A 21936-nucleotide genomic window follows, 5' to 3' on the forward strand; every position below is an offset into this window, starting at 1 on the left:
CTGCGATAGCCCCGGTATCCTGGGAGACTCAAGTGTACCAGAGAGTGAACGACATTAACCTTATACCCGTATACCTCGTGATCCATGAGATTGACGAAAGTCTCAAAGAGCGTTTCGAGATACGACTGTTCTCCCTGCAGACATCCCGGATCGGTGCTTATGACCCTGAGCCCCGAGCGGGGAGGATCGATGCGAGCGCGTGTACCCGCCCCTGCAGCCAGCAGTATCGGCTTCTCAAAATATTTTATGGGACAGCGGGAGGATTTGCAGCTCCCGCCGGCGCCGCACCCGCACCCCCGTCCGGGAGCAGCCGGTACCTCGCGTCCAGCCTTCCCAGCACCTGGAGCGAGTAGTAGCGGAAGAAGGTCTCGAACGGAACGCGGATCAGCAGCACCGCCGGGATCGCCAGAATGAGGAAGGGGATCAGCAGGATGAGGAGAATCGTGTAAAATGGGATCGACAGGGCGAGCACCAGCAGCAGCCCGATCACCAGGAAGGGGAGGGCGATCACCAGGAGAGCGAGCAGGATCAAAATGAACATCAGGATCCCGGCCCCGATGGCGAGCAGGACCTTCGCCGCCACGTAGACGAGCGCCTGCTGCCACTCGCGGCGGAGGAGCGGCGCGAGCCGGCGCCAGGCATCGAGCACTCCGACGTCGTCGCGGATCATGATCGGGACGGCGAAATCGACGGTGAGCATCAGCACCAGAGAGAGCGGGATCAGGAGGACGACGAAGAAGAGGATGAGCAGGAGGAGCGCCGGGAGCAGGGCGGCATTCGGCATCCCAGTGGCGGCGAATAGGGGGAAGAGGAGGATCAGGGCGAGCGCCCCGATGACCAGGAGCAGCAGGAGGGAGAGCCCCGCCTCGAAACCGAAGAGCCGCAGCCCCTTCCTCCATCGGTTCTTCGCATAGGGCAGGATCAGCACCCGCCCGCTCGTTAGGCTGTCCACAAAGACGAACTGCATCACGCCGCGGATCAGCCAGAAGATCAGCCCGAGCGCGATCACGATGGCGACGATAAGCAGGATGAACGGCAGATACGGCATCAGGAATTCGGCCGCGCCCGGCGGTATATCCCTCTCGGACAGATTGTACTGGACCGGAGAAGAGATGGAGCCTCCTGCCGTGAAGAGGGCGATCACCGCGAGCCGCATCCAGATCCCGATCTGCGGCGGCCAGAGCAGTCGCTTTGCATGCTCGATCGCGGTGCCGATCTCGGAGACTCCGTAGTAACCGTCCGTCATACGAACAGATGAGAGGGATGCAGGTATTTATAGGATCCGAGTTGACCGGCACGATAAACAGTATTGCCACCGTAAAAACGCCCGAATGGATCAGCACTTTAATGAGAGTCCATCGCAAAAGATGTAACCAATGATCCCCCTCCTGATCGATCTCGGCGGAAGAAGGGTTGTCGTCTTCGGAGGGGGCGATGTGAGCCTGCGGAAGGCTGCATTCTTCTGCAGGGAGGCGGACGTGGTGGTGGTGAGCCGTTCGTTTGTGCCGGATCTCAGGAGCCTCGCCGTGGAGATGCGTGAGCTGGATCTCGCGGCGGCGTCCGATGCGATGCTGGAGGAGATCCTGGCCGGGGCGTTCCTGGCGGTGGCAGCGACGGACGATCCCGCCGTCAACAACCGCATCGGGCGGATCTGTCGCCAGCTCGGCATTCACTTCAACAATGCCGAGGGGGAGAGCGGAGACGTAATCGTGCCGTCTGTCGTGAAGGGCGAGAACTTCGCCATCGCCATCACCACCTTCGGACGCTCGCCCGCCATCGCCCGCTACCTGCGGATGGCGCTCGAGGAGACCTATCCCATGCTCGACGATATGATACGCCTCCAGGAGGATCTGCGGCGGGAGCTCCGCCGGGTCGAGCCCTCCCGCACGCGGCGTTCTGAAGTGCTCTGGGAGGTGTTGCGGGACAGGGAGGTCTGGGAGGCGATATCCCGCGGGCACGATGCCGCCTGGAGGGTGGTGCGGGGGAGGTACCTTCATGACTGACGCGCCGCTCCTCGCCCCCCTGGCGATCGCGACCATCTCCCACCACACGGCGAAGGGCGAGGAGCTCGAGGCCTGCCGCTTCCCCGACGAGATCGCGTTCCTGCAGGCGGCCGGAGAGCATTTCCGCGGAGTGCTCCTCCTCCAGACCTGCAACCGCGTGGAGGTGCTGGTGCAGGGGGACGCCGCCCGGCTCTCCGCCTACCTCTCCGGGCAGGGGAAGGGGGGTTTCTCCTGCCTCTCCGGGCGCAGCGTGCTCGTCCACCTGCTGGAACTCGCCGCCGGTATCGACTCCATGATCGTAGGGGAGGACCAGATCCTGGGGCAGATGAAGACCGCCCTTGCCACCGCCCGCCAGGCCGGTACGGCATCCCCCCTCATCGAGCTCTGCATCGACAAGGCGGTCCATGTCGGGATCCAGGTGAGGAGGCGCACCCAGATCAACCGGGGGGCGGTATCCATCGGATCGGCGGCGGTGCTGCTGGCCGAACAGCAGCTCGGGAGCCTGGAACGCCGCCACATCCTCGTCGTCGGCAGCGGGGAGATGGGCATGCTGGTCGCCCAGGCCCTCGCCGCCAAGCGGCTGACCGCCATCTACGTGGCGAACCGCACCTACGAGCGTGCGGTCATCCTGGCCGAGAAGATCGGGGGGAGGGCCGTGAACTTAAAAGACCTCTACCACTACATCGCCCTCTCCGACGTCGTCATCTCCTGCACATCCGCCCCGCATCCCATCATCCGCAGGGACGAACTTGCCGAGGCGATGAAGGGGAGGGTATGGCCCTCGGATCGCACTGCGCACCCGCTGATCCTGATCGACATCGCCCAGCCGCGGGACGTGGAGGAGGGGGCGGAGCGGATCGAGGGGGTGCGCCTCTTTAATATCGACAGCCTCCGCTCCATCAGCGACAGCAACCTCCTCTCCCGACGGCAGGAGGCGGAGAAGGCGCGGGAGTTCATCGAGGAGGAGACGTCCGAGTTCGTGCGGCTGGTCAACCGCGCCGCCTCCGACCACGTGCTCGCGGATCTCTACCGCTGGGCCGAGACGATTCGCATCCGCGAACGGGACCGAGCGCTCGCCCGTCTGGGGGCGAACGACGACCGGCGGGTCGCTGGCGTGGTGGACGATCTCTCGAGGGTGCTCGTGAAGAAGCTCCTCTCGGATGCGACGATTGCCATCCGCACGAGTTCGGAATGCGGAGATCTGCAGGGAGCCGAGGCCCTGGTACGGGCTATCACCCAGGGAGAGAAAGTATGTTTCCGGAGAGAAGACTGAGAAGGCTGCGCCGGAAGGGGATCTGCGAGATCCTGTCCGAGAATACAGTGTCCAGAAAAGACCTGATCGCCCCGCTCTTCGTCGACGAACGGGCGGAGGAGCCGGTCGGAATCGGCTCCATGCCGGGCCAGATGCGCTACCCGATCGACGATACCGCGGAACGGGCTCGCGAACTGTGGGAGAAGGGGATCCGGAGCATCCTGCTCTTCGGTATCCCCGCGGAGAAGGACGCGGAGGGATCCTCTGCCTGGACGGAGGACGGCGTGGTGCAGCAGGCAGTGCGGAGAATCCGGAGAAACGTGCCGGAGATGGTGATCTGCACCGACGTATGTGCCTGCGAGTACACGGACCACGGGCACTGCGGGATCGTGGGCGATACCCATTGCGGACCGGATCTCCTGAACGATCCCTCTCTTGCGGTGATGGAGCGGATCGCGGTGAGCCACGCCCGGGCCGGGGCCGACATCGTCGCCCCCTCCTGCATGCTGGACGGGATGGTGCTCTCGATCCGGCGGGCCCTCGATGCCGCCGCGCGGGAGGATGTACTGATCATGTCCTACTCCACCAAGTTCGCCAGCGCCTTCTACGGCCCGTTCCGGGAAGCGGCGGAGAGCGGCTACGCCTTCGGGGATCGGCGTAGCTACCAGCTGAACCCGGCGAACGCGAACGAGGCCCTGCGGGAGTCCGAAGAGGACGCGATGGAGGGCGCCGACATCCTGATGGTGAAGCCGGCCGGGTTCTATCTGGACGTGCTCGCCGGGGTGAAGACCCTCGGTCTTCCGGTTGCCGCATACCAGGTGAGCGGGGAGTACGCGATGATCCGCGCGGCGGCGGAGCGGGGCTGGCTCGACGAGAAGGCCGCCGTGCTGGAGACCCTCACCTGCCTCAAACGGGCGGGCGCCGACCTGATCGTCACCTACTTTGCCGATGAGGCTGCGGGGTGGATACCGTGAAGAGCGCCGACCTCTTCGAGGAGGCGAGAACACTGATGCCGGGCGGAGTGAGCAGCCCGGTGCGGGCGATCCGCCCCCATCCCTTCTACGCTGTGCGGGGCCAGGGCTCTCGGATCGTCACCGTGGAGGGGGAAGAGCTGATCGACTGCTGCATGGGCTACGGACCCCTCATCCTGGGGCACGCCCATCCGCTGGTGAGAGACGCGATCGCACGGCAGCTGGAGCGGGGCTGGCTCTACGGCACCCCGACGCCGCTGGAACTCGAGCTCGCGCGACGGGTCGTCGCCGACCACCCCGCGGTGGAGATGGTGCGGTTCGTCTCCACGGGAGCGGAGGCGACCATGGCGGCGATCCGCCTCGCCCGCGGTTACACGGGGAGGCAGGACATCGTCAAGATCGAGGGCGGGTTCCACGGCGCCCACGATGCGGTACTGGTGAAGGCGGGATCGGGGGCGACCACGCTCGGCATTCCGGACTCCGCGGGCGTCCTCCCCGACCTCGTCCGCCACACCCTCCAGGTGCCCTTCAACGACGCGGAGACGCTTGCAGAACAGCTCCAGAAGAATCCGGACACCGCCTGCCTGATCCTGGAGCCTGTCATGGGGAATATTGGCCCCGTCCTCCCCGAACCGGGCTACCTGGAGGAGGTGAGGAGCATCACCCGCGAGGCGGACGTGCTTCTGATCTTCGACGAGGTGATCACGGGCTACCGCCTGGGTATCGGCGGTGCCCAGGCGCGCTACAGGGTGCGGCCGGATCTCGCCACCTTCGGCAAGATCCTGGGCGGCGGGCTTCCCATCGGTGCGTTCGGCGGACGGCGGGAGATCATGGAGCTCGTGGCTCCGGAGGGCCCCGTCTACCAGGCGGGGACCTTCAGCGGCAACCCTCTCTCCCTCGCCGCCGGCACGGCAACCCTGCAGTACCTCCACGCTCACCCCGAGATCTACCGCAGCCTGGAGACATCGGTGCGGGCGATCGGCGAGTCCGTCCGCGGGGACGGATCTTTCGTCTCCATCGGCTCCCTGTTCCAGTACTTCTTCCGCGGGAGCCCCCCGAAGAACTACCGCGAGGTGAAGGAATGCGATACGGAGGCGTTCGGCCGCCTCTGGAGGGGCATGCTCTCGCGCGGCGTCTTCCTCCCCCCCTCCCAGTTCGAGACGAACTTCCTCTCCGCGGCGCACACCGAGCAGGACATCGAAGCGATAGGAGCGGCGTACCGCCAATGTCTCTGAGACTGGGTACGCGGGGCAGCCGCCTCGCGCTGGTGCAGACCGAGAAGGTGGCGCGGGCGCTCGCCGATCGGGGGATCGAGGTGGAGACGGTGATCGTCCGCACCCAGGGCGACGTGGCGGCGGGTGTCCCCCTCCACGAGATCGGGGGGCAGGGTGTCTTCGTGCGGGCGCTCGACGAGGCGATCCTGGACGGCGAGATCGACGCGGCGGTTCACAGCATGAAGGACATACCTGCCAGACGCCCCGAGGGGGTGGTGACGGCCGCAATCCTGGCCCGCGACTCGCCGGCCGACTACCTCATCTTCGAGGGCGACCTCGACGACGTGCAGGTGGTGGGGACATCCAGCACCCGCCGGCGGGCGCAGCTCCTGCGTCACGACCCCTCGCTCACCATCCGCCCCCTGCGGGGGAACGTGGACACCCGCCTCCGCCGCCTCGCCCTCGGGGACTTCGATGCCATCGTGCTCGCCGAAGCCGGGCTGGAGCGGATGGAGATCGAGGCAAACGGCATGCGCCTGCCGGTCACCCAATTCGTCCCCTCCGCCAACCAGGGGACGATCGGCGTGGTCGCCCGGGACGATCCGGCACTCATCAGCCAGCTGCGCCCGCTGGACGACACCGCGACCCGCGTGGAGATCGGCGTCGAGCGGGCGGTGATGGAGGAGCTCGGCGGGGGATGCTTCACCCCGAACGGGATCTTCTGCAGCAACGGGAGGCTGATCGCCGAGGTGCTCTCCCTGGATGGGGAGCGGACGGAGCGGATCGATCAGAGGATCAGCACGCTGAAGGAAGCGCGGGAGTGCGGGCGGATGCTGCGGGAGAAGGCGTCGGACCTGATCGCCGACGCCGCACGGCAACTGAGGCTGACGGAATGACGGGCAGAGTCTACCTGGTCGGAGCCGGCCCGGGGGTGCCGGGGCTCCTCACCCTCCGCGCCCGGCAGGTGATCGATGCGGCGGACGTGATCCTCTACGACCAGCTGGCCGGAGAGATCCTCCGCACGCTCCCCGAGCATGCGGAGCGGATCGACTGCGGGAAGTACGGGGGGCGGCACACCCTGGAGCAGGATGAGATCGAGGCGATCCTGGTGGACCGGGCGCGCGCGGGGCGGACCGTCGTGCGGTTGAAGGGCGGGGACCCTTTCCTCTTCGGGCGGGGTGGCGAGGAGCTGGAGGTGCTCCGGGCTCACGGGATACCGGTGGAGGTCGTTCCCGGCGTGACGAGCGCGATCGCGGTGCCCGGCTGCGTCGGGATCCCGGTCACCCACCGCAGGTGCGCCTCCACCGTCATCTTCGTGACGGGACACGAGGATCCAACAAAGGCGGAGTCCGGGATCGACTGGGCGGCGCTCGCGAAGACGCGGGGGACGATTGTGATCCTGATGGGCGTGAAGAACCTGGAGGGCATCGCGAAGACTCTGCAGGGTCACGGCATGGATCGGGAGACGCCGGTCGCGATCGTCGAGCGCGGGCTCTCGGAGGGGCAGCGGGTGACTGTGGGTGTCCTCGGGGACATCGCCGTGCGGGCACGGACCGCAGGAGTCCGACCGCCGGCCATCATCGTGATCGGGGATGTGGTGCAGCTCTACCGGGGCGAGAACCTCTATAGCGAAGAGCTCCAGGATTGAAGGATCCGGGGCATCCCCTTCTCTATCCTTTGAAAGACATTGCACAGCGGCGGGAGGGCTTGGTGGTGTATCTCTTGCAATCCTGCCGCCCCGAGCTCCGATCAGAATCATGTATACGGATTCTCCTGGGGTATCATACCGGCGGGGGAATAGGGGGAGGGGGTGCGCCCCCCCCCGGTGCGATAGGGTCTGTAGGAGAGAGTGCGGCGGAGACCCTTGTTCGAATCCGACATTGATGTTCGGGGGTATTTGAGGCGACACCGAGCACCCCCTGCCAGGATTATCGCACCGAAAGGAGAGAGGGAGAAGAAGCCCAGCTCTCATCCCTACCTGGGTTGTCGAGGCATTCTCGAATCTCGGGGATGCAGAAGGGAATTGGGTATACGGATTTCCACCCGGCCATCGTACTGGCAGAGGTGGGGGCACTTGGGGGAGGGGGCACCGCCCCCTCCACCCTTATTGCGATAGGCCTGGATGGAGCAGAAGATCGGTTGGGCATCTAGTGTCTGAATTCTGCTATGCTGGGATTGGCGGAGGCATCCTGGAGCACCCGCACCAATGTTATCGCACTGCAAGCACGGCTTGGGTGCGAAATCACGCACTGTCTATTCTGCCTAACCGATCGAGCACCCGGAAGAGCCGGCTTCCGGTATACGGATTATCCAGGATCTCGCTATGCAGGGAGGATGGGAGCACGGGGGAGGTGATGTCATCCTCTCCCCCCGCTAATGCGATAGGGCCTGAGTGAACAGAAAGATCGGATGGCTATCTCGCGCGGCCGACCAGAATCGTGGCCATACCGCCACCGTAAAAATCGGTATCCCCTTTTCCGAGGTGCGATGGGGCTGGTGCGCGGACCTGGGGATCGGACCGACGTTCTGCGCAGTTGTGGCTATTACAGGGATACTTCTCCATTCAGGACAGGTCAGGCATCCCGGAGCAGGCTTCTATCGTGCTGCAGGGGATGGGGACTGGGGAGGAGATGCGCCTCCTCCAAGCAGCGATAGGGCGTAACCCGGAGAGCGAGGAATTCGAAGATAAGAATAATACGACGATCAACCCAGGTTATTATTAACACAACCAAATTTTCGTAAGGTGTGATATGGGTCTTCCAGGCGGACCGACACAGGATGAGATCATGGCGGTCGCCCTCCAGAAACTGGGACTCCGACCGACCGATCGGGTGGCTGACATCGGCTGCGGGACCGGAAAGGTCTCCATGGCGATTGCGCGGCAGGCAGAGCGGGTATACGCGATCGACCGCCGGGAGGAGGCGATCGCCGAAGCGCGGGGGGCGGCAGCGGGTGCGGGCGTCTCGAATATCGACTTCCTGCCGGGCGAAGCCCGGCAGATCCTCGGCGGACTGGGGGAGCTCGATGCCGCCTTCGTGGGCGGGTCCCGGGACCTTCCCGAAGTGCTCGGCATCCTCGCACGGCAGGTGAAGGGCACGATCGTGGTGAACGCGGTCCTCGTGAACACGCTTGCGACGGCGATCTCGACCATGCGGGCGCTCGGCATCTTCCGCGAGGCGGTTCTGGTGCAGGTGGCGCGCTCCCGAGAGGTCGGCGGCGAGATCATGTTCCGCCCCATCGACCCCGTTTACATCGTCGTGGGGGGTGCGGCATGCTCGTAGGGCTGGGCCTGGGGCCGGGCGATCCCGAGCTCCTCACGCTCCGCGCAGTCCGCCTGCTGCGGGAGGCGGACGCGGTCTTCGTCCCGGGGCGCATCGCCCGCGATCTGGTCGCCCCCTACCGCGATGCAGAGATCCTCTCCTTCCCCATGACCGAGGACGAGGCGGCGATCCGGAAAGTCATCGAGGAGCATGCAGACCGCATCGCACCCCATGCGGAGCGGGGTCTCGCGGTCTTCGGGCTCCTGGGGGATCCGAATCTCTTCTCCACCTACGGGCGGCTCGTGCAGGTGATCCGGGAGAAGCACCCGCAGATCCCGTGCACGTCCGAGCCCGGAGTGAGTGCCATCACCGCCTGGACCGCCGCGGCGGGAATCTCCCTCTCGGAGGGGTTCGAGGTCTCTGATGGCAGCGAGCCCCGCTGCCGGATCCTTCTTAAAGTGCGGAACCCGCGGGAGGACGCGGAGAGGCTCAAACGCCTGGGCTACAGCGAGTTCATCCTGCTGGAGCGGATGTACATGCCCGACGCCCGCATCTACCCGGGAACGGCGCTGCCCGAGAAGAGCGATTACATGAGCATCCTGGTGGCGAGGCGATGACGAAGGTCTACTTCGTGGGCGCCGGACCCGGGGATCCCGACCTGATCACGGTGAAAGGCCGCAGGCTGCTCGAACGGGCAGATGTCCTCATCTACACCGGATCCCTGGTGAACCCGGCCCTCGTCGCCCTCTCGGGCGCACCCCTGAAGATGAACAGCCACGGTATGCACCTCCCCGAACTTCTGGAGGCGATGGCGTCGAACGCCCTTGCCGGGCGGACCGTCGTCCGCCTCCATTCCGGCGACCCCTCGCTCTACGGGGCGATCGTGGAGCAGATCGACGGGCTCGCGGAGCGGGGCGTGGACGTGGAGATTGTGCCCGGCGTCTCCTCCCTCTTCGCTGCGGCGGCGGCTCTGAAAACCCAGCTGACGCTGCGGGGCGTCTCCGATACCCTGATCGTGACCCGCCCGCGGGGCAGGACGCTGGGGGATGACGCCCTTGCCGAGCTCTCACGCCACGGCGCGACGATGGTCGTCTTCCTGGGAGCCGATAAACTGCAGGAGGTGGTGTCTGCGGTGGAGTATCCGCCGGAGACGCCCGTGGCGGTCGTCTACCACGCCTCCTGGGATGACGAGCGGGTGGTGAAGGGAACGCTCGCCAACATCGTGGAGAGGGCCCGCTCGGCCGGCATCGAACGGACGGCCCTGATCGTCATCGGGGGCGTCGTGGAACCGGATGGATATGCCAGGTCGGTGCTCTACGCATGACCGGCACTGTCGTCATCACCATGCCGCACGCTCTCGGGAACGGGGAGCTGATCGCCCGCACCCTGGGGGCGGACCTGGTGCCCTACTCGGGAGACGCCTTCCGCGACGCCTTCTCACGCTACCGCCGGATCGTTGCGCTCATGGCCGCCGGGATCGCGGTGCGGCAGCTGGCCCCTCTGATACAGAGCAAGTGGGAGGATCCGGCGGTGGTCGTCGTCAGCCCGGACCTCGCCCATGCCATCCCCATCCTCGGCGGGCACCATGGCGGGAACGCCCTCGCCAGGGAGCTTCAGGCCTGCCTCGGGATCCAGGCGGTGATCACCACGGCAACCGAGGCTGCGGGCAGGGAGTCGGTCGAGGGGATCGCTGCCCGCGAGGGTTGCACCGTCCTGAATCGAACCTCCACCCGGGCAGCGAACGCCGCGATGCTGGAGGGTGACGTGCCGCTCTACGCGATCCCGGGTCCGGGGGTGGTGATCGCGGGCCCTTCCGTATCGATTCTGCTGCGGGGAGGCGAGTACGTGGTCGGAATCGGCTGCCGCCGGGGCGTGTCCCGCGACGAGGTGCTGTCTGCCCTCTCGAAGGGTCTGCGGGACGCCGGGATCGGTCCGGATTCCGTGCTTGCGTATGCCACGACAGAGCGGAAGCGGGGGGAGTCCGCTCTCTCCGAGGCCGTCTCCGCCCTCTCGGGAAACCTGGTCTTCCTGCAGGACGCGCAGATTAATGCCCAGCCGCCCGGCACCCCGTCCGCCGCCGCGCGGCTGGGACTGCAGGGCGTGGCCGAACCCTGCGCCCGGGCGCTCTCAGGGAGAAAGGAGATCGTCATGGCGAAGAGAGCCTACGGGAGGGTGACCGTTGCCGTCGCCCGATGAGTCCTGCGGCCGTCTCTGCATTGTGGGGACCGGGCCGGGGGATATCGCCTGCATGACCGAAAGAGCGCGGAGGGCGATCGCGGACGCCGAGTACGTCATCGGGAACGGCCGCTACCTGGACCTGATCGAAGACCTGATCGCGGGCAAGACTGTCCTGCGGAGCGGCATGGGGCGGGAGGTCGAGCGGGCGGAGACGGCGGCAGAGCTGGCGGCGGAGCACCGCGTCGCCCTGGTGAGCGGCGGAGATCCGGGCATCTACGGCATGGCGTCCATCGTCCTCGAGGTGATCGAGCGGCGGGGACTGGACGTGGCGGTGGAGGTGGTTCCCGGGGTAACTGCGGCCCAGGCAGCCGCATCGCTCCTGGGATCGCCCCTCTCGGGCGACCACGTCACGCTCAGCCTCTCCGATCTCCTCACACCCTGGGCGGTGATCGAGAAGAGGCTGGATCTCGCCTTCTCGATGAGGGTGCCGGTAGTCATCTACAACCCAAAGAGCCGGGGGCGGGCGGAGCACTGCGCGCGGGCGCTGGAGATAGCCCGCGCGCACCTACCCCCGCAGACGCCGGTCGGGATCGTGCGGAACGCCTATCGCCCCGAAGAGCGGGTCGTCGTCACGACGCTGGAAGAGATTGCAGACTTTCTGAAGGACGTGGACATGCACTCCACCCTGATCGTCGGCGGGGAGGAGAGCAGGATCTGGAGGAGCGGTTCGGATGCACGGGGAATCATCACGCCGCGGGGATACCACCGCAAATACGTATACTGATCCGGGGGCCGTCACCGAGGAGGCGTACGGCATCTCGAGGAAGAGCCGTCAGATCGCGCGGGAGCGGGTCGGGGACAGCGGTCCCGAGGACCGCATCCGCCAGCGCTGCGCCATCGCCGTCGGGGACTTCGACATGGCGGACTTGATGAGGTTCGCGAACCGCCCGGTGCAGGCGGGACTGCGGGCGCTCGCCGGTGGGGCTCCCATTGTCACGGACATCCGCATGGTGCAGGCTGGCATCCAGAAGAAGGGGCACACCAGCCGCATCCTCTGCGCCCTCGATCACGGCGAGGAGATCGCCCGGGAGAGCGGCATCACACGCACGTCCGCCGGGTTCCTGGCGCTGCGCCGTCGCCTGGACGGAGCGATCGTCGTGATCGGGAACGCGCCTTCCGCCCTGCTCACGATCTGCAGCCTGATCGGGGAGGGCGTTCGGCCGGCGCTCGTAATCGGGACCCCCGTCGGGTTCGTGAACGCCGCCGAGAGCAAGGAGGCGCTGCGGAGCCTGGATGTCCCTTCCATCTCCTGCGAGGGGACGCGGGGCGGCACCCCGGTGGCAGTCGCCGCCCTGAACGAACTGATCACCCTCCGCATCGAGGAGCAGGATGCTGCGGGATCCGGTAACGGGATTTGAGTACCCGGAGACCTGGGCGGCGGCCTGCCGGGACCCGCAGCGCCGTGCGCTCGTGGCGGCGGGGCTCGCCGTGCTCACGGCATCCGGGGCCGCGCTCCGGCGGGGCTTCACCACCGGGACGACGGCAGCCGCAGCGGCCAAGGCGGCGGTTCTCTCGCTGGCAGGCGGCGAACCCGCGTCCGTCGATCTTACTCTGCCCTGCGGGATCGCGGTTTCCATACCCGTGACGGCCCGGCAGGGACGTGCGACCGCACGCAAGGATCCCGGTGACTACCCGGAAGACGCGACAGCGGGTGCGGAGTTCGTGGCGGCCGCCAAACGGATATCCGGAGGAATCGAGATCGACGCCGGCGAGGGGATCGGGCGGTGGATGCGGGACACCCCGCGGGCGCGGCGGGGGGAGCCTGCGATCAGCCGCACCGCTCTGGAGAGTATCGAGCGCGCGGTCGCCGAAGCGGTGGAGGCGGCCGGGCTCGCAGGAGCGCGGGTGGAGCTCTCCGTCCCGCAGGGTCGGCGGATCGCTCGGCAGACCCTCAACCCCCGCATCGGGATCGAGGGCGGCATCTCCATCCTGGGCACCACGGGGCTCGTTGAGCCCTGGGACGACCACCTCGTGGAGTCGGTGATCGAGCGGATCGAACGATCGCGGCGGGTGGTGCTGGCGACCGGCCGCACGGGCCTCCGCTATGCCCGACTGCTCTTCCCCGCCCACGAGGTGGTGCTGGTCGGCAGCCGGATCGGAGCGGCGCTGGATGCGGCAAAGGGGGACGTCGTCCTCTGCGGCCTCCCCGGGCTGATCCTGCGGTTCATCGATCCCGGTATTCTGGAGGGAACGGGCTGCGCGACCGTCGAGGAGCTCGTCCTCTCCCCCTCATGGGAAGCGGCGCGAGAGAGGGCGCTCGGGGCGTACAGAGAGCGGTATCCATGGGTTCGGGTCGTCCTGCTCGCGCGGGAGGGGCGCATTCTAGGGGAGAGCGGATGCTGATCGTCGGTGTCGGCTGCGGGCCGGGGATGATAACAGAGCAGGCGATCGCCGTCCTGCGGACCGCACGGCGCGTCTACGGCTCCGAACGGGCGATCGCGCTCGCCAGCGCCCACCTGCCCGAAGGGTGCGACGTGCGGGTGATCGAGGACTACCGGCGCCTGAAGGACCTCCCGCAGGACGCGGTGGTCCTGTCCACAGGGGACCCGATGCTCGCCGGGCTCGGCTATCTCCCGGGCACGGTCGTCCCGGGCATCTCCTCGATGCAGGTCGCCTTCGCCCGCCTCCGCATCCCGCTCGCCCGCGCCGCCATCATCGCCGCCCACGGGAGAGATCATGCACGGGCGATCGAAGAGGCGCGGAACGAGGTTCTCCGGGGTCGGGTCGCCTTCATCGTCGCCGACCCGGCCTTCCCGGTCGCGCCGCTGGCATCCGCCCTTCCTCCCGGGACGCGGGTCGCCCTCTGCGAGAATCTGGGATACCCGGAGGAGCGGATAGCACTGGGTACGGCGGAGGAGCCGCCCGAACCGCGGGCGGACCTCTTCGTCGTTGTGGCCGGTTCCTTCTGATGCCCCGTCAGGGCACCCGGTAGATGGTGAGCGAGTCGGTGCCCGGCTCCCCCGGGGAGACGCCCTCGGTGAGGAGCACGCGGTCGCCCGCATGCACCAGCCCGGACTGTTTCAGGAACTGGATGATCAGGTCGTGCCACGGCTCCCTCCCGGTGTGGATCAGGAACGGGTAGACGCCATAGGATAGGTTGAGGAACCTCTGCGTCTCCTCGCTCCGGGAGAAGGCGAGGATCCAGGCGTCCGGCTTGAACCGGGAGATCCGCCGGGGGGTGCCGCCGGTGCGGGTGGGGGTCACCACGAACCGAATCCCGAGAGCATGCATCGCCTCGATCACGTTCAAGGAGACCACATCGCCGACCGTGATCCCCTGCCGCCCCATCCCGCTGCGGAAGTAGCCCTCCAGATCACATGGCCCGAGCGCGGACGATCGGTACGCCTCGGCGGATCGGGCGATCGCCGCCATCGTCGCCACCGTCTCCACGGGGTACCTCCCGACCGAGGTCTCCTCCGAGAGCATGACAGCGTCGGTGCCGTCCAGGATCGCGGTTGCCACGTCCGTCACCTCCGCGCGAGTCGGTCGGATGTTCTCGGTCATCGACTCGAGCATCTGGGTGGCGGTGATCACCGGCTTTCCCAGGATGTTCGCCTGGCGGATGATCCGCTTCTGCACCCCGGGCACGTCCTGCAGCGGAATCTGGACGCCGAGGTCCCCCCGGGCGATCATCACCCCGTCCGCCTCCCGCAGGAGCGCGTCCAGGTTCTCCAGCGCCTCGTGGCGCTCGATCTTCGCCACGACGCGGATCGACTTCCCGAGATCGGCAGCGATCTCGCGGGCCCGCCGGATGTCTGCGGCATCCTCGATGAAGGAGATGGAGAAGGTGTCGAGCCCCTCCCCGAGCCCGAAGCGGAGGCACTCGATGTCCCGCGGGGTGAGCGCCCCGATCCGGGGGAAGTCACCGACCAGATTCATCCCCTTCCGCGAGAAGAGGTGCCCCCCGATCAGCACCTCGCAGACCACGTCCATTCCCGTCACCTCCAGCACCCGCAGCTGCAGGAATCCGTCTGCCAGATAGACGATGCTGCCCGGGGAGACGATCTCGGGAAAGGCCTCGAAGTCGACCGGGATGCGGTTCGTATCGCCGAGCAGCGGCTCCGTCGTGAGGATCACCCGATCCCCCTTCCGCAGGAGGATCGGCTCGGACGCGAGCCTTCCGATGCGGATCTTGGGGCCGGGGAGATCGGCGAGGATGGTGAACGGCAGTCTATCCGCCTCGGCAGCGGTGCGGATGGTACGGATATAGCCGCGGTGATCGTCGAAGCTGCCGTGGGAGAGGTTCAGGCGCGCCACGTTCATGCCGCTCCGCAGCATCCCGCGCAGCACCGGAAGGCTGGAGGAGGCAGGGCCGATCGTGCAGACGATCTTGGTCTTGTGGTCGGGGAGCTCCATGGATACCATCTCACGCAATGGCCCTATCTTCGGAGGAGACTCGGCTTCCCCCTTTAAATCCGTTTCGCCGTGCCGCTGCCATGCCGGAGCGGAAGCGCGGGCTCGCATCAGCAGGTTTATCAATCAAAACTTATAAAATAAATTTGAGTTAAATCAAAATAACCTGATTTGGGTGATGCGATGCACATCATGGAAGGATACCTGCCAGGTATATGGTCGCTGTTCTGGTTTCTGGTCTCGATGCCGTTCCTCCTCTACGGCATGTACCAGGTGAAGAAGGTGTTCCGCGACAGGCGCGAAGCCCTGCCCCTGCTGGCAGTGGCCGGAGCGTTCGTCTTCGTGCTCTCCTCGCTCAAACTGCCGTCGATCACGGGCAGCTGCTCTCATCCTACCGGCACGGGTCTCGCCGCGATCCTCTTCGGGCCGGCCGCCGCCTCCATCCTGGGCGTCATCGTCCTCCTCTACCAGGCGCTCTTCCTGGCCCACGGCGGCCTCTCCACCCTCGGCGCCAATGTCTTCTCCATGGGCATCGCCGGGCCGCTGGCAGCATACGGGATCTACCGCGCCGGCAGGCGGCTGAACCTGAACACCTATGCAACGGTCTTCCTGGCCGCCGCCATCGCAGATCTCTCCACGTACGTGGTGACCTCCCTGCAGCTGGCGCTCGCCTTCCCCGCCGGGGCGGGAGGTGTCTGGGCTTCCTTCGTCGCCTTCGGCTCCATCTTCGCCATCACCCAGGTACCTCTCGCCATCCTGGAGGGCGTGGTGACCGGGCTCATCTTCAAGTATATCATCGACCTCCGCCCCGACATCCTGGTCCGCCTGAACGTCCTGCCCGCCCAGGCTGTCGCGAGAGTGAAGGAGGCGAGGGCATGAAGAGGAAGGGCGAACTGATCGCAGCGCTCGCGATCGTCATCATGGCGATCGTATTCCTCTATCAGAACGCCCAGATCCAGGCGAATCTGGCGGAAGGCGAGGAAGCCTGGGGCGGCGCGGACGGGAGCGCAGCTGAGCTGCTGGAAGAGCAGGGCTACGTCCCCTGGATGCAGCCGATCTGGGAGCCGCCGAGCGGAGAGATCGAGAGCCTCCTCTTCAGTCTTCAGGCCGCGATCGGGGCCGGCATCATCGGCTACTTCTTCGGCTACAACCGCGGGAAGAGACAGGGTGAGTGAGGTCTGGCAGTCCGGGAGAAGATGGGCTTTTTGCGTCTTGGCGGCAAAGAGTGATCTGCAGGAGAGACGATGACCGAGACGATCCTCGACGATTTCGCCAACACCAATGCCCTCTCCTCCGTAGATCCCCGGCTGAAGGTGGCGCTTTCCATCGGCGCCATCCTGATCAGCGTATCGTCGACGAGCCCCGTCGCCCCGGCATTCGTCGCGGCGACGATGGGGCTCGCTACCGTCCTGCTGGCGAAAATACCGCTCTCCTTCTACCTGCGGGCCCTTCTGGCGCCCCTGCTCTTCATCGTCACAGGCGGCGCCGTGATCCTGTTCGTAACGGGCAGCGGCGATCCCCTCTTCTCCGTGCCACTCTCCGTCGTCACCCTGACGGCGACGCGAGATGCGGCGAACCTCACGATCCTCGTGGCGGCACGGGCGCTCGGAGGCATCTGCTCGCTCTTCTTCATCGCGCTCACCACCCCCCTGATCGAGATATTCTCGCTTCTGCGGTCGGCAGGGCTCCCGCGGGAGTTCGTAGACCTATCCATGCTCGTCTACCGCTCCATCTTCGTCCTGATCGGGGAAGCGATCGCGATCGGCAACGCCCAGGTCATGCGGCAGGGCTACACGACATTCCGCAACTCGATATCTGCCCTCTCCATGCTCGGCTCGATGCTCTTCGTACGGGCGTGGGAGAGGGGCGAAGATCTCATTCTCGCGATGGACGCCCGCTGCTACGACGGAAGGCTGGAACTCCTGGAGAACGAGCGGAGGATCTCGATCCGGGGCACCCTGCTGGTGATCGGGTACTTGGCAGGCGCCGCCGCCCTGATGGTCGGAACCGCGTCGCTGGAAGTGCTGTAGGAGACCGATCATGGATGCCGCGATAGAGTTTCTGGATGTCCACTACGCCTACCCCAACCGCCCGGAGGCGCTGCGGGGCGTGAACGCCGCCATCGGAACGGGGAAGAAGATCGCCGTTGTCGGTCCGAATGGTGCAGGTAAGACTACGCTGCTGTTGATGTGCAACGGAACGCTCCGCCCGAACCGCGGGGAGGTGCGGCTCTTCGGATCTCCTCTGCAGTACGACGGGCGATCGCTCCGGGAAGCGCGCCGCCGGGTGGGCATGGTCTTCCAGAACTCCGACGCCCAGCTCTTCGCGCCCACGGTCTACCAGGACGTCGCCTTCGGGCCCGTGAACCTCGGTCTCCCGCAGGAACATGTGAGGCGCCGGGTGGAAGACGCCCTGTACGCTGTGGGGCTCGGCGGGTACGAGAAGCGCCCTCCCCACCGCCTCTCGGGGGGCGAGAAGAAGCGCGCGGCCATCGCCGGCGTCCTGGCGATGGAGCCGGATATCCTCATCTTCGACGAGCCCACGAGCTCCCTGGATCCCGCAGGTGCCGCAGAGACGATGGATCTGCTGGACGAGCTCCATGAACGCGGCACCCTGGTTGTCATCTCCACGCACGACGTCGAGCTAGCCTACCGCTGGGCGGACGATGTGATCCTGATGGCCGAGGGGACCGTGCTTCGGCGCGCACCGCCCGGGGTGCTCTTCGCCGACCCGGAACTGGTGCGGCGCGCCCGTCTCACCATGCCGCAGCTCCTGGAGCTCCACTCGGCCCTGACGGCTCGGGGCCTGCTGGACGGCGGCGATCCCCCCTCCGGCGTGCTGGAGATGGTGCAGAACATCGAACGCGCGGCGGGCCGCGGTGCCGCTGGAGAGCGGGGCGCGATCTACCTCATGGATGCGAAGGCCTGTGACGGCGGTACGGTGCACCGGATGCTCGCGAGCGGGCAGATCTGCGCTATCGGCGCCATGGGCACCCATGCGAAGCAGCGCCTCGAGCAGGAGCGGATCGTCCCGCAGTTCACGCACGACGTGATCGACCGATGCCTGATGGAGGCGATCCTGGGGCGGAGCACCCTCATCGTCACCTCCGGGGGAATGCTGCAGCGCGTCCAGCAGCGGGTGGAGGCGTTCTGCGAGAGGAGCCGCCTGCGGGTGTCCGCGATCCTCCTCGAGGCGACGGTTCCACCCGGCAACCCGCGGACGCAGGATGATAGCGCATGAACACGTACGGATCGATCGGGATGATCCGCATTCCGCGCATCGTCGTCGCCGGAACCCACAGCGGCTGCGGCAAGACCACGGTGGCGAGCGGACTGATGGCCGCCCTCGCAGCCCGCGGGCTGCACGTCCAGCCCTTCAAGGTGGGGCCGGACTTCATCGATCCCACGCACCACACAGCCATCTGCGGCCGCCATTCGAGGAACCTGGATCCTTACATGATGGGGCGGAAGGGTGTGGAGGAGACGTTCGCTGCAGCGGTTCGGGGTGCCGATATTGCGGTCATCGAGGGCGTGATGGGGCTCTACGACGGCATGGACGGCTCCGAGACCTCCAGCACCGCGGAGGTGGCGAAGATTCTGCAGGCGCCGGTGGTGCTAGTAATCGACGCACGCGGCATGTCGAGGTCGATCCATGCGGTGGTGCGGGGTTATGCGGGGTTCGATCCCGCAACGCGGATCGCCGGCGTCATCCTGAACCGGGTGGGAAGCGAACGCCATCGGAGGTCGATCGAACCTGCACTGGAGATACCCGCCCTCGGCTGGATCCCCCGCCGGACGGATCTGTCGGTGCAGAGCCGCCACCTCGGACTTGCCATGGCCCACGAGAGCGGCAAAATGAGCCTCTTCGGGCGCATCATAGAGGAGACCTGCGATCTGGAGGGGATCGTGAAGGTGGCCGGAACGGCGCCCCCGCTCCCCGGGACGGATCTGTCCGCCCCTCTCCCCGAACCGGACGTCCAGATCGGGGTTGCCCGGGACGAGGCGTTCTGCTTCTACTACCCGGACAACCTTGAGCGGCTTGCCGCTGCCGGTGCCGGGGTGCGGTTCTTCAGCCCGATCCGTGACTCCCTGCCCGCGGTGGATCTGATCTACCTCGGCGGGGGATACCCGGAGCTCCATGCAGCCGCCCTCGAGCGATCGCCCTGCACGAAGGAGATCCGGAAGGCGGCGGACGGCGGCATGCCCATCTACGGGGAGTGCGGTGGACTGCTCTACCTCACCGGCGGGCTCGATGCGGAGAGGTTCTACCGCTTCGGCGGCATTCTCCCCGCCCATTCGGTGATGGAGGATCGGATCCAGGGACTCGGCTACGTCGAGGCCTCGGTCCGGCAGGGCACGGATCTCCTGCCGTCCGATCTCGCCTACCGCGGCCACGAGTTCCACTACTCCCGCGTGGAGTGCGGCAGGGACGCACGGTTCGCGGTGTCGCTCCAGCGGGGAACCGGGATAGAGAGGGGCCGCGACGGGCTGTTCGTGGATTCCGTCATGGGCTGCTATACCCACGCCTACTTCTCCACAGACTTCGCAGAAGCACTCGTCGCTGCGGCACGGCGGTTCCAGCGAAGGTAGCGGAATCCCGTCTGAAACGGCGGCACGGCTGACATATCCCATCTGCGGTAGACCCCGTGACTGCCCCCGGCATCTCACACGGTACGGCGATGGCGCATTATTCGGGCCGATATCCTGTCAGTTTCGAACCGGAGCGGTATGAGTTGAGCATGATCATGACGACGGCAGATAGCTTTTTATATGATAGTACTATATGGGGGGCGCAGGGCGTTGAAAATCCGGATACGGAGATGGTACACCGAATGGGAGGGGATGAAGATGGCACAACGATCCAGGGAGGATAAACCCAGGAGGGGTCTTGCTTCCGCGGACAAAGAGACCCGAACGCGGGTGGCGAGGGCCGGGGGCAGGGCTCCGCACGCAGAGCGGGGCCTCGAGGCCGCCAGCAAGGAGACCCGGATTCGGGTAGCGCAGGCCGGGGGGAAGGCGCCGCACGCGGCGCGGGGGCTGCAGGCGGCTCCCCCGGAGACGCGGGAGCGAGTGGCCCGGGCCGGGGGACGGGCGCCGCACGAGGAGCGTGGACTGCAGGCGGCATCGGCGGAGACCCGTGAACGGGTGGCGCAGCTCGGCGGGCGTGCTTCCCACGGCGGAGGGCGGACTGCCCGGGGACGGCAGTTCATCAGCTACGACGAGAGCGCCGGGCAGTGCCGGGACCGGAGCGGGCGGTTCGTGGAGTGCCCGCCGGAGCTGAAACCGTCCAGTACGGCAGAAGCCCTCGGGAAGGAATGGACTATCCGCAGAGAGTGAATCACGGTTAATCCGCAATTTTGGCGATGCGGGCGGCTGCAGAGGCTTCGGTCGCCCTGCCGGCCCCTCCAGCCCTGGAAGCGCAACAGAAAATCTAAAATGCATTCCGCGGCGACATATCTCTGCTGGGAGACGGGGGATATGCACCCCGCTCCGGCGATGCCTGCGGGGATCCGCATGGGAGCGGTGGCGATTGCGCGCAGGGATCCTGCGGCGAGGCACAAATGCATTACCTGGAGAATGCTTCATGATCGATAAGTTGCTGGAAGGAAACACCCGCTTCATGGAAGAAGAGTTTCAGAGTCACAGGGATTGCTACGCTGAACTCGCAAAAGGGCAGAGCCCGACAGTGCTCTGGATCGGCTGCTCGGACTCCCGCGTCATCCCCGAACGGATCACCAGAGCGAAGCCCGGGGAGATCTTCGTGCACCGCAACATCGGCAACATCATCCCCAACAATGACTGGAGCTTTGCCACGGTCCTGGAGTATGCCATCAATCACCTGAAGGTCAAGGACATCGTCGTCTGCGGCCATTCGGACTGCGGTGCGATGAAGGCGCTCGACAAGGAGACGCAGGACACCTACATACCCCTCTGGCTGAACAATGCCCGGCGGGCACGGCTCAACGTGGATGCCGCGATGGGCGCGGTCGTCACCGCGAAGGATGCCCGCGAGCGGAAGAAGAACATCGAGCTGGAGAACATCCGGCTGCAGATGGAGCACCTCCGCAACTATCCGCTCGTGCGGAAGGCGGAAGAAGAGGGCAGGATCGGTCTGCACGGCCTGTACTACGACATGGAGAGCGGAAAGCTCTCGAAGATACTCTAACCGCGGGTTAACCGCTTTTCCACCTCCTTTTGTATCAGTGGCCAGGAGATCCTGCCGATGGGGGTCAGCCGGCCGTTCACCATCACGATCGGTAGCGGAGGGTGGTGCTTCTCGATGATCTCCCGAACGGCGTCGGGCACGCCCTCGTCGAGATTTGTGAACTTCACCTGCACGCGATCGCCATAGGCTCCGCGCATGCACGACTCGAGCGCTTTGCAGGCGTCGATCAGCGTGCCGTCGGGGTGGCAGTCGGAGAGCTCGCATGTACGACTCTCGTCGCAGGGAAACGGGCCGCAGGTTGCCGATTGAAAACCGACGATCTCGATCACGATATCAGGCTTCATGCAGGTACTCTACGCGGCGGATTGCCTTTTAGCTTCCCCTGGACGGATGCCGAAGAATGCCGCATTGTTCCGGGTCTGGTGCGGATCTCCCGTGTTTCGGGAGTTCCGTGCACGTTCGAGCCTGACCATGCCGCAT

The 21936-nt window shown here is 66.3% G+C and carries 24 protein-coding genes; 21 read left to right on the plus strand and 3 right to left on the minus strand.

Translation table 11 applies throughout. The annotated features are described in order from the left end of the window. Window positions 1–244: 244 nt before the first annotated feature. Entirely contained in the window at window positions 245–1246 is a 1002-nt protein-coding gene (locus tag QMC96_06570; protein ID MDI6876417.1) for a hypothetical protein, read from the minus strand. Between the two features lie 130 nt (window positions 1247–1376). Between QMC96_06570 and QMC96_06575 the strand changes: the two genes are divergently transcribed. The 14 genes from QMC96_06575 to QMC96_06640 all read left to right on the plus strand — a co-directional run bounded on the left by QMC96_06575 (window position 1377) and on the right by QMC96_06640 (window position 13847). Beyond that, window positions 1377–2003 (plus strand): bifunctional precorrin-2 dehydrogenase/sirohydrochlorin ferrochelatase, encoded by a 627-nt coding sequence (locus QMC96_06575; protein ID MDI6876418.1) that lies wholly within the window; start codon window positions 1377–1379, stop codon window positions 2001–2003. Continuing rightward, a complete protein-coding gene (gene hemA / locus QMC96_06580) occupies window positions 1996–3276 on the plus strand; it encodes a glutamyl-tRNA reductase (protein ID MDI6876419.1) in 1281 nt (426 codons plus the stop codon). The genes QMC96_06575 and hemA overlap by 8 nt, the downstream gene beginning before the upstream one ends. Then, a complete protein-coding gene (gene hemB, locus QMC96_06585) occupies window positions 3255–4229 on the plus strand; it encodes a porphobilinogen synthase (protein ID MDI6876420.1) in 975 nt (324 codons plus the stop codon). Before hemA ends, hemB begins: the two co-directional genes overlap by 22 nt. After that, window positions 4226–5461, plus strand: coding sequence for a glutamate-1-semialdehyde 2,1-aminomutase (hemL, locus tag QMC96_06590; GenBank protein ID MDI6876421.1), 1236 nt, complete (start codon window positions 4226–4228; stop codon window positions 5459–5461). Before hemB ends, hemL begins: the two co-directional genes overlap by 4 nt. Next, window positions 5452–6336 carry a hydroxymethylbilane synthase gene (gene hemC, locus QMC96_06595; protein ID MDI6876422.1) on the plus strand — a complete coding sequence of 295 codons (885 nt, stop codon included), beginning with the start codon at window positions 5452–5454 and terminating at the stop codon, window positions 6334–6336. Before hemL ends, hemC begins: the two co-directional genes overlap by 10 nt. Beyond that, complete coding sequence (gene cobA, locus QMC96_06600) at window positions 6333–7088, plus strand: uroporphyrinogen-III C-methyltransferase (GenBank protein ID MDI6876423.1); 756 nt, start codon at window positions 6333–6335, stop codon at window positions 7086–7088. Before hemC ends, cobA begins: the two co-directional genes overlap by 4 nt. Before the next feature lie 1102 nt (window positions 7089–8190). Further along, complete coding sequence (cbiT, locus tag QMC96_06605) at window positions 8191–8721, plus strand: precorrin-6Y C5,15-methyltransferase (decarboxylating) subunit CbiT (protein MDI6876424.1); 531 nt, start codon at window positions 8191–8193, stop codon at window positions 8719–8721. Beyond that, on the plus strand, window positions 8712–9317 hold the full coding sequence (locus tag QMC96_06610) for a cobalt-factor II C(20)-methyltransferase (protein MDI6876425.1): 606 nt from the start codon (window positions 8712–8714) through the stop codon (window positions 9315–9317). Before cbiT ends, QMC96_06610 begins: the two co-directional genes overlap by 10 nt. After that, window positions 9314–10024 (plus strand): precorrin-4 C(11)-methyltransferase, encoded by a 711-nt coding sequence (cobM, locus tag QMC96_06615; protein MDI6876426.1) that lies wholly within the window; start codon window positions 9314–9316, stop codon window positions 10022–10024. The genes QMC96_06610 and cobM overlap by 4 nt, the downstream gene beginning before the upstream one ends. Next, window positions 10021–10896 (plus strand): cobalt-precorrin 5A hydrolase, encoded by an 876-nt coding sequence (gene cbiG, locus QMC96_06620; GenBank protein MDI6876427.1) that lies wholly within the window; start codon window positions 10021–10023, stop codon window positions 10894–10896. Before cobM ends, cbiG begins: the two co-directional genes overlap by 4 nt. Next, complete coding sequence (gene cobJ, locus QMC96_06625) at window positions 10880–11662, plus strand: precorrin-3B C(17)-methyltransferase (GenBank protein ID MDI6876428.1); 783 nt, start codon at window positions 10880–10882, stop codon at window positions 11660–11662. The genes cbiG and cobJ overlap by 17 nt, the downstream gene beginning before the upstream one ends. Next, the gene (locus QMC96_06630) at window positions 11610–12296 is read left to right on the plus strand and encodes a precorrin-8X methylmutase (GenBank protein ID MDI6876429.1); all 687 of its coding nucleotides are present in this window, start codon (window positions 11610–11612) and stop codon (window positions 12294–12296) included. The genes cobJ and QMC96_06630 overlap by 53 nt, the downstream gene beginning before the upstream one ends. Further along, a complete protein-coding gene (locus QMC96_06635) occupies window positions 12271–13281 on the plus strand; it encodes a cobalt-precorrin-5B (C(1))-methyltransferase (GenBank protein ID MDI6876430.1) in 1011 nt (336 codons plus the stop codon). Before QMC96_06630 ends, QMC96_06635 begins: the two co-directional genes overlap by 26 nt. Then, the gene (locus QMC96_06640) at window positions 13275–13847 is read left to right on the plus strand and encodes a cobalt-precorrin-7 (C(5))-methyltransferase (GenBank protein ID MDI6876431.1); all 573 of its coding nucleotides are present in this window, start codon (window positions 13275–13277) and stop codon (window positions 13845–13847) included. Before QMC96_06635 ends, QMC96_06640 begins: the two co-directional genes overlap by 7 nt. A gap of 7 nt (window positions 13848–13854) precedes the next feature. Here QMC96_06640 and pyk read toward each other — a convergent pair whose 3' ends face one another. Continuing rightward, the gene (gene pyk, locus QMC96_06645; protein MDI6876432.1) at window positions 13855–15303 is read right to left on the minus strand and encodes a pyruvate kinase; all 1449 of its coding nucleotides are present in this window, start codon (window positions 15301–15303) and stop codon (window positions 13855–13857) included. 171 nt (window positions 15304–15474) lie between these two features. On the opposite strand from pyk, the gene QMC96_06650 reads away from it, so the two are divergent. From QMC96_06650 to QMC96_06680, 7 genes are all read left to right on the plus strand, one after another. Beyond that, a complete protein-coding gene (locus QMC96_06650; protein MDI6876433.1) occupies window positions 15475–16170 on the plus strand; it encodes an energy-coupling factor ABC transporter permease in 696 nt (231 codons plus the stop codon). Further along, window positions 16167–16466, plus strand: coding sequence for an energy-coupling factor ABC transporter substrate-binding protein (locus tag QMC96_06655; GenBank protein MDI6876434.1), 300 nt, complete (start codon window positions 16167–16169; stop codon window positions 16464–16466). Before QMC96_06650 ends, QMC96_06655 begins: the two co-directional genes overlap by 4 nt. 69 nt (window positions 16467–16535) lie before the next feature. After that, window positions 16536–17321: a cobalt ECF transporter T component CbiQ gene (gene cbiQ, locus QMC96_06660; GenBank protein ID MDI6876435.1), complete on the plus strand. Its 786-nt coding sequence runs from the start codon at window positions 16536–16538 to the stop codon at window positions 17319–17321. A 10-nt stretch (window positions 17322–17331) separates the two neighbouring features. Continuing rightward, window positions 17332–18531, plus strand: a complete 1200-nt coding sequence (locus tag QMC96_06665) for an ATP-binding cassette domain-containing protein (GenBank protein MDI6876436.1) — start codon at window positions 17332–17334, stop codon at window positions 18529–18531. Beyond that, complete coding sequence (locus QMC96_06670; protein ID MDI6876437.1) at window positions 18528–19880, plus strand: cobyrinate a,c-diamide synthase; 1353 nt, start codon at window positions 18528–18530, stop codon at window positions 19878–19880. The genes QMC96_06665 and QMC96_06670 overlap by 4 nt, the downstream gene beginning before the upstream one ends. 258 nt (window positions 19881–20138) lie before the next feature. Then, window positions 20139–20627 (plus strand): hypothetical protein, encoded by a 489-nt coding sequence (locus QMC96_06675; GenBank protein MDI6876438.1) that lies wholly within the window; start codon window positions 20139–20141, stop codon window positions 20625–20627. A 247-nt stretch (window positions 20628–20874) separates the two neighbouring features. Next, complete coding sequence (locus QMC96_06680; GenBank protein ID MDI6876439.1) at window positions 20875–21456, plus strand: carbonic anhydrase; 582 nt, start codon at window positions 20875–20877, stop codon at window positions 21454–21456. Here the strand turns inward: QMC96_06680 and QMC96_06685 are convergent. Next, window positions 21453–21800 (minus strand): hypothetical protein, encoded by a 348-nt coding sequence (locus QMC96_06685; protein ID MDI6876440.1) that lies wholly within the window; start codon window positions 21798–21800, stop codon window positions 21453–21455. The genes QMC96_06680 and QMC96_06685 overlap by 4 nt on opposite strands. Window positions 21801–21936: the final 136 nt, after the last annotated feature.

Source organism: Methanomicrobiales archaeon (genome assembly GCA_030019205.1).
Classification (GTDB): Archaea; Halobacteriota; Methanomicrobia; order Methanomicrobiales; family JACTUA01; genus JASEFH01.

What these genes read in the sequence shown, in the direction of transcription:
- QMC96_06670 (MDI6876437.1), top strand. Translation starts at nt 18,528, where the DNA reads ATGAACACGTACGGATCGATCGGGATGATCCGCATTCCGCGCATCGTC.
- QMC96_06675 (MDI6876438.1), top strand. Translation starts at nt 20,139, where the DNA reads ATGGCACAACGATCCAGGGAGGATAAACCCAGGAGGGGTCTTGCTTCC.
- hemC (MDI6876422.1), top strand. Translation starts at nt 5,452, where the DNA reads ATGTCTCTGAGACTGGGTACGCGGGGCAGCCGCCTCGCGCTGGTGCAG.
- QMC96_06575 (MDI6876418.1), top strand. Translation starts at nt 1,377, where the DNA reads ATGATCCCCCTCCTGATCGATCTCGGCGGAAGAAGGGTTGTCGTCTTC.
- QMC96_06650 (MDI6876433.1), top strand. Translation starts at nt 15,475, where the DNA reads ATGCACATCATGGAAGGATACCTGCCAGGTATATGGTCGCTGTTCTGG.
- cobM (MDI6876426.1), top strand. Translation starts at nt 9,314, where the DNA reads ATGACGAAGGTCTACTTCGTGGGCGCCGGACCCGGGGATCCCGACCTG.
- QMC96_06665 (MDI6876436.1), top strand. Translation starts at nt 17,332, where the DNA reads ATGGATGCCGCGATAGAGTTTCTGGATGTCCACTACGCCTACCCCAAC.
- cobA (MDI6876423.1), top strand. Translation starts at nt 6,333, where the DNA reads ATGACGGGCAGAGTCTACCTGGTCGGAGCCGGCCCGGGGGTGCCGGGG.
- cbiT (MDI6876424.1), top strand. Translation starts at nt 8,191, where the DNA reads ATGGGTCTTCCAGGCGGACCGACACAGGATGAGATCATGGCGGTCGCC.
- cbiQ (MDI6876435.1), top strand. Translation starts at nt 16,536, where the DNA reads ATGACCGAGACGATCCTCGACGATTTCGCCAACACCAATGCCCTCTCC.
- QMC96_06570 (MDI6876417.1), bottom strand. Translation starts at nt 1,246, where the DNA reads ATGACGGACGGTTACTACGGAGTCTCCGAGATCGGCACCGCGATCGAG.
- QMC96_06640 (MDI6876431.1), top strand. Translation starts at nt 13,275, where the DNA reads ATGCTGATCGTCGGTGTCGGCTGCGGGCCGGGGATGATAACAGAGCAG.
- QMC96_06610 (MDI6876425.1), top strand. Translation starts at nt 8,712, where the DNA reads ATGCTCGTAGGGCTGGGCCTGGGGCCGGGCGATCCCGAGCTCCTCACG.
- QMC96_06630 (MDI6876429.1), top strand. Translation starts at nt 11,610, where the DNA reads ATGCACGGGGAATCATCACGCCGCGGGGATACCACCGCAAATACGTAT.
- QMC96_06685 (MDI6876440.1), bottom strand. Translation starts at nt 21,800, where the DNA reads ATGAAGCCTGATATCGTGATCGAGATCGTCGGTTTTCAATCGGCAACC.
- QMC96_06655 (MDI6876434.1), top strand. Translation starts at nt 16,167, where the DNA reads ATGAAGAGGAAGGGCGAACTGATCGCAGCGCTCGCGATCGTCATCATG.
- hemA (MDI6876419.1), top strand. Translation starts at nt 1,996, where the DNA reads ATGACTGACGCGCCGCTCCTCGCCCCCCTGGCGATCGCGACCATCTCC.
- QMC96_06680 (MDI6876439.1), top strand. Translation starts at nt 20,875, where the DNA reads ATGATCGATAAGTTGCTGGAAGGAAACACCCGCTTCATGGAAGAAGAG.
- hemB (MDI6876420.1), top strand. Translation starts at nt 3,255, where the DNA reads ATGTTTCCGGAGAGAAGACTGAGAAGGCTGCGCCGGAAGGGGATCTGC.
- cbiG (MDI6876427.1), top strand. Translation starts at nt 10,021, where the DNA reads ATGACCGGCACTGTCGTCATCACCATGCCGCACGCTCTCGGGAACGGG.
- pyk (MDI6876432.1), bottom strand. Translation starts at nt 15,303, where the DNA reads ATGGTATCCATGGAGCTCCCCGACCACAAGACCAAGATCGTCTGCACG.